The 6,238-nt window shown below is 40.7% G+C and carries 5 protein-coding genes; 4 read left to right on the forward strand and 1 reads right to left on the reverse strand.

The genetic code is table 11. The features are described 5' to 3' along the window. Window positions 1-198: 198 nt before the first annotated feature. Window positions 199-960, reverse strand: coding sequence for an outer membrane protein assembly factor BamD (locus L2735_RS19610; RefSeq protein WP_153916584.1), 762 nt, complete (start codon window positions 958-960; stop codon window positions 199-201). Window positions 961-1,085: 125 nt separating this feature from the next. Between L2735_RS19610 and rluD the strand changes: the two genes are divergently transcribed. The 4 genes from rluD (at window position 1,086) to L2735_RS19630 (ending at window position 6,065) form a co-directional block, all read left to right on the forward strand. Next, complete coding sequence (gene rluD / locus L2735_RS19615; protein ID WP_248986275.1) at window positions 1,086-2,060, forward strand: 23S rRNA pseudouridine(1911/1915/1917) synthase RluD; 975 nt, start codon at window positions 1,086-1,088, stop codon at window positions 2,058-2,060. A gap of 35 nt (window positions 2,061-2,095) precedes the next feature. Then, window positions 2,096-2,836, forward strand: a complete 741-nt coding sequence (gene pgeF, locus L2735_RS19620) for a peptidoglycan editing factor PgeF (RefSeq protein ID WP_248986276.1) — start codon at window positions 2,096-2,098, stop codon at window positions 2,834-2,836. A gap of 141 nt (window positions 2,837-2,977) precedes the next feature. Then, window positions 2,978-5,551, forward strand: coding sequence for an ATP-dependent chaperone ClpB (clpB, locus tag L2735_RS19625; RefSeq protein WP_248986277.1), 2,574 nt, complete (start codon window positions 2,978-2,980; stop codon window positions 5,549-5,551). A 202-nt stretch (window positions 5,552-5,753) separates the two neighbouring features. Beyond that, the gene (locus L2735_RS19630; protein WP_248986278.1) at window positions 5,754-6,065 is read left to right on the forward strand and encodes a hypothetical protein; all 312 of its coding nucleotides are present in this window, start codon (window positions 5,754-5,756) and stop codon (window positions 6,063-6,065) included. The last annotated feature ends 173 nt before the right edge of the window (window positions 6,066-6,238 follow it).

Here is a 6,238-nt window from a genome sequence, read left to right on the forward strand (position 1 = left end):
CTTGTAATTTAAAGCCTAATGAATAATCTCGTTGTGTTCGTTTAATACGAGCGGGTATTGGTGTTGACATAATAAAGTCCTAAATGTGTAAACACATTTCAGGACAAGACACTGAATAACAAAAAGCCCGCAATCATCATTGCGGGCTTTTAATTAGCATTCTAATTTGTAACTAACATAAGAATCTAACTAAAATTATTAGTTAAGCTCTTTATTATCAGGAAAGTTTGCTGCCATTACAGTTAATACATTCTGTTTTAACTGATCTTGCCCTAACTCACCGTAAGCTTCAGACATAATCTCAAGTGCTCGCTCTGTAGCAGGAGTACCTGGGAACTGTTCCATTACTGATTGAGCACGAACAGCTGCAGCACTCCAAGCTTCCATTTTGATATAATATTCAGCCACTTTAATTGAGTACTGTGCTAAACGGTTTTTAAGGTACTGCATGCGCTGATGTGCGTCAGCTGCATATTTACTATTTGGGTAGCTTTTGATTAAACGATCAAAGTCTTTAAAGGCATCTTGGGCATTTTTAGGATCGCGATCGGTACGGTCGATATTCATCATGTCATGGAAAAGATAATTATCAGCCTGCATATTTGTTAAACCACGCATATAATAGACGTAATCGATATCAGGGTGCGTAGGGTTTAAGCGCAAGAAACGGTCGATATTGGCGATGCCAGATGCAACGTCATCCATCTTGTAATACGCAAAAATCATGTCAAGTTGTACTTGTGTTTTATGCGGACCAAATGGGTAGCGAGAGTCTAAAGCTTCAAGGGTTCTAACTGCTTTAGAATAGTTTCCAAGCTCCATTGAGGTTCTTGCTTGGGCATAAAGTCCCTCTGGAGACTTACCATTGAGGTCTTCATCTTCAAAACCTTTTGAGGTACTACAAGCTGATAAAGCTAATGAAAACAATACTAGGGCGGCGCCTTTGGCAAATTTAGACATATGTAAATTCAATTCTTTTATAAGTTGTTGTTAAGAATTTTTCCATTTCACTGTAAAATAGAAAACAATCCGATTGTAACAGATAGCACATTCACTTTGGACCCCAAAAAAGGGGTACGGTTCCTATGACACAAGAGATTAACCTAAAAAGCGAGATCACGGCAATCCAAACAGGTCTTCGGTTAGACCAAGCTTTGGCTGAATTGTTCCCTGATTATTCCCGTACACGCATCAAAGAATGGATCCTATCTGGTGCAGTTTCAGTCGATGGCGTTGTTGTCGATATACCTCGTGAGAAGGTACTAGAGTCGCAGTTAATTGCGGTAGAAGCAACGCTTGAAGAAGAAGTAAAAGATAAAGCGCAAAATATTGAGCTTAATATTGTCTATGAAGACGAGCATATTATCGTTGTTAATAAGCAAGCTGGCCTAGTGGTTCACCCTGGCGCAGGTAATGCTGATGGCACTTTATTAAATGCTTTATTACACCATTGTCCTAATATTGAACATGTCCCACGTGCGGGTATTGTTCATCGCTTAGATAAAGACACCACTGGTTTAATGGTTGTAGCTAAAACCGTTGAAGCACAAACTCATTTAGTTACCGCATTGCAAGCTCGCGACATCGTACGTGAATATGAAGCAATTGTTATTGGTACTATGACTGCTGGTGGCACTGTAGATGAGCCGATTGAACGTCATGAAACTCGTCGCACCCAAATGGCGGTTATTGCGGGCGGTCGTCCATCGGTTACCCATTACCGTGTTGCGGAAAAATTCCGTGCCCACACTCGATTAAGATTACGCCTTGAAACAGGTCGTACTCACCAAATTCGTGTGCATATGGCTTACATTGGCCATGTATTAGTCGGCGATCCTGTATATGGTGGTCGTCCTCGTCCGCCTAAAAAAGCTAGCCCAGAGTTTTTTGATATTTTGAAAAACTTTAATCGCCAAGCTTTGCATGCTGTTCGTTTAGAATTAGCGCATCCTTTCACTCATGAAATCATGTCGTGGCAGGCGCCTATTCCAGAAGATATGCAAATGCTTGCAAGAGCTATGCGTAAAGATACTGAAGAAAACCCAATAGAGTATCTATAAACAATCTGACAATGCGTCAGATAAAAGGGCACTAAGTGTATAAAGCCAGTTGGCCAGTTCCTGATAATGTAGGCATCGCTATGACGAATCGTCATGGCGGTGTAAGCAAGCCTCCTTTTGATAGCCTTAATTTGGGCTATCATGTGGGGGACGAAATGTCAGATGTGCTGGCTAACCGGGTTTTAATACAACAACAGCTTGCTTTAGTTGCTCCATTATTATGGCTCGACCAAGTTCACGGCACTGAGATTATTGATTGTTCTCATTTATCTGCCGCATCATTAGCCAGTAAACTTCCTCCTAAAGCTGATGGTAGTTATACATCGTCACCCCACATTTCATTAGCAATAATGACCGCAGATTGTTTACCAGTTTTGTTATGTGACAAAGAAGGGACACAAGTCGCGGCTGTTCATGCTGGTTGGCGTGGCTTATGCGATGGGGTTATTGAAGCTGCTGTGAATAAATTTAGCTGTAAAAAAGCTGACATCATGGCTTATTTAGGTCCAGCAATTGGTCCTGAAGCGTTTGAAGTTGGCGAAGAGGTGAAGCAGCAGTTCGAACTGCATGATAGCAATGCGTGTAAATACTTTGGCCCACATGGCACCAAGTATTTAGCAGACTTAAGCGGACTAGCTAAATTACGCTTATCATCAATGGGTATTGAAACTGTTTTTAGTGCAGATACATGCACATATACAAACAATGATTACTTCTCGTATCGTCGCGATCAGCAAACAGGTCGTATGGCTTCTTTAATTTGGTTAAAGTCTTAATCTGTTTTATCGATTTGATCTAAATCAATTAATCTAATACTAATGTACTGAATTTATTTTTCAAGATTGAATTATTCATAAACATCCCCATATTTTAATTATCAAAACATTCCGTTTTTATTAAATTGTTTAGGAGGGCGTATGAGACTCGATCGTATGACCAACAAATTTCAAATCGCTATTTCAGATGCCCAATCTTTGGCATTAGGGCGTGATCATCAATTTATTGAACCTATTCATTTGATGATGGCGCTATTAAATCAAGACTCGGGTTCAATCCATCCTTTGCTTACACAAGCAGGAATTAATGTAAGTGGCCTTCGTTCATCGTTAAGCCAAGAGTTAGAACGCTTACCACAAGTTGAAGGTACTGGCGGTGATATCCAATTATCCCAAGGCCTTATTCGTTTATTAAACTTGTGTGACAAATTAGCTCAAAAGCGTAAAGACAAATATATCTCTTCAGAGCTGTTTGTCATGGCTGCACTTGAAGGAACAGATGCGTTAAGTAAATCACTTAAAGATGCTGGCGCGACTAAAGCATTGTTAGAAACCACCATAGAACAAATTCGCGGTGGTCAAAAAGTTGATGATCCCAACGCTGAAGATCAACGCCAAGCATTAAATAAGTTTACTGTCGATCTCACTGAGCGCGCTGAGCAAGGTAAGCTTGACCCCGTTATCGGCCGTGATGAAGAAATTCGTCGAACCATTCAAGTGTTGCAACGTCGCAGTAAAAACAATCCAGTATTAATTGGCGAGCCAGGTGTCGGTAAAACGGCCATTGTTGAAGGTTTAGCTCAACGGATTGTTAATGGCGAAGTACCAGAAGGCATTAAAAATAAGCGCGTATTATCTTTAGATATGGGCGCATTAATCGCTGGAGCTAAATATCGTGGTGAATTTGAAGAACGTTTAAAAGCCGTTTTAAATGAACTTGCCCAAGAAGAAGGTCAGGTTATTTTATTTATCGATGAGCTTCATACCATGGTCGGCGCAGGTAAAGGCGAAGGCGCAATGGATGCAGGTAACATGCTTAAACCTGCATTAGCCCGTGGTGACTTACACTGTGTCGGTGCCACGACATTAGATGAATACCGCCAATACATTGAAAAAGATGCCGCACTTGAGCGCCGTTTTCAAAAAGTGCTGGTGGAAGAGCCCAATGTTGAAGATACCATTGCCATATTACGTGGCTTAAAAGAGCGTTATGAACTCCATCACCATGTTGAAATTACTGACCCCGCTATTGTGGCGGCGGCCAGTATGTCGCATCGCTATATCTCTGACAGAAAGTTACCCGATAAAGCTATCGACTTGATTGATGAAGCTGCATCGAGTATTCGTATGCAAATTGACTCTAAACCTGAAGCGCTTGATCGTTTAGACCGCCGTGCTATTCAGCTCAAGCTTGAAGAGCAAGCTTTGATAAAAGAAGAAGACGAAGCCAGTCGAAAACGCCTCTCTCACTTACAAGACGAACTTAAGCAAGTTGAAGAAAAAGCGGGCGAGTTGAATGAGATTTGGCATACAGAAAAAGCAGCCTTAGCTGGTACGCAACATATCAAAGCAGATTTAGAGCAATCTCGTATGGATATGGAAGTGGCTAAACGTGCTGGTGACTTAACGCGTATGTCAGAGCTGCAATATGGTCGAATTCCAGAATTAGAAAAGCAACTTGATTTAGCCTCACAAGCGGAAATGCAGGACATGACGTTATTACGCAATAAAGTCACCGATGCTGAAATCGCTGAAGTACTATCAAAAGCTACCGGTATTCCGGTTTCTAAAATGCTTGAAGGTGAGCGCGATAAGTTATTGCAAATGGAGCAAGCTTTGCATCAAAGGGTTATTGGTCAAAACGAAGCGGTTGAAGCGGTATCAAATGCAATAAGACGCAGCCGAGCAGGACTTGCAGATCCAAATCGTCCTATTGGTTCTTTCCTATTTTTAGGGCCAACAGGTGTCGGTAAAACCGAGTTGTGTAAATCATTGGCCAGTTTCTTATTTGATACTGAATCAGCCATGGTTCGTATCGATATGTCAGAGTTTATGGAAAAGCATACGGTTTCGAGATTAGTCGGTGCACCTCCAGGTTATGTAGGTTATGAAGAAGGCGGATATTTAACTGAAGCTGTACGCCGTAAACCTTACTCAGTGATCTTATTGGATGAAGTTGAGAAAGCGCATCCCGATGTGTTTAATATTTTACTTCAGGTGTTGGACGATGGCCGTTTAACTGATGGCCAAGGTCGCACTGTAGACTTTAGAAATACCGTAATCATCATGACGTCTAATTTAGGCTCAGACATCATTCAAGATGGTTTCGCATCTCAAGACTATGCACAAATGAAGTCTGCTGTGATGAATGTCGTTACTCAAAGTTTCAGACCTGAGTTTTTAAACCGAATAGATGAAACCGTAGTGTTCCATCCTTTAGCAGCTGAGCATATTGCTCATATTGCTGAGATTCAGTTAGAAAATTTAAAAGCACGTTTGGCTGAAAAAGACTTTACCATGTCTATTTCGAAAAATGCCTTAGCCTTGATTGCAGAAGCTGGTTTTGATCCAACTTACGGAGCTCGCCCACTTAAAAGGGCACTACAACAAGAAATTGAAAACCCATTAGCGCATCATTTATTAAAAGGTGAACTGCTACCCGGTAAACCAATTCTTATTGATGTAGAAGATGGGCTACTGACATTTAAACAGTAACTGTACTTTATTGCCCATATCAAAGAAGGGACGATGCAAAAGTATCGTTCCTTCTTTCGTTTTAACTCTATTGTGTCAGGCACAAGACAAACGAATTAATGCTATACCAAGATGAACTACTTGATAGTGAGTGATTTTTAAACTAATTTGATTAAAGAGGCGTTATTAATCTTCAACCTAAATTCAAGTAAAAGGATATACCATGAAGAAAACTGTCGTATTAGGTATCGCATTACTCTTAATCGCTGCAACAGGTTGTAGTAGCTCACCTGAAAAAAGTGAATCTGATATTATCGGTGTCGGTAATGTGGAATATAACAGCCTTTATCATTACGGATATAACAAAGGCTGCAGTGGTGCATTGAAGCAAAAGCAAACCAATGAATCTTTAGAGTCTATGAAAGATGAAACCTTATCAGGTATTGATGCATTCGAAGATGGTTGGCGTTCAGGTACAGAAACGTGTAATGACGGTGAATTTCGCTCTATGTATACAGTGCGTAACGCGCAGTAGTTATTTCAGTCGTTATTTACACTAGTTATTGATAGTCAGATAACAAAAAGGAGCCAAGGGCTCCTCAGACTGCTGACAAAGCCCTAGACATTCGTCTAGGGCTTTGATCTAATAGAAGTACAGATAATAACCAAGTTTATCATCATGCTTCGAGAGCCTAGTCCACAACAATA

This window comes from Shewanella olleyana, assembly GCF_023283825.1.
GTDB lineage: Bacteria > Pseudomonadota > Gammaproteobacteria > Enterobacterales > Shewanellaceae > Shewanella > Shewanella olleyana.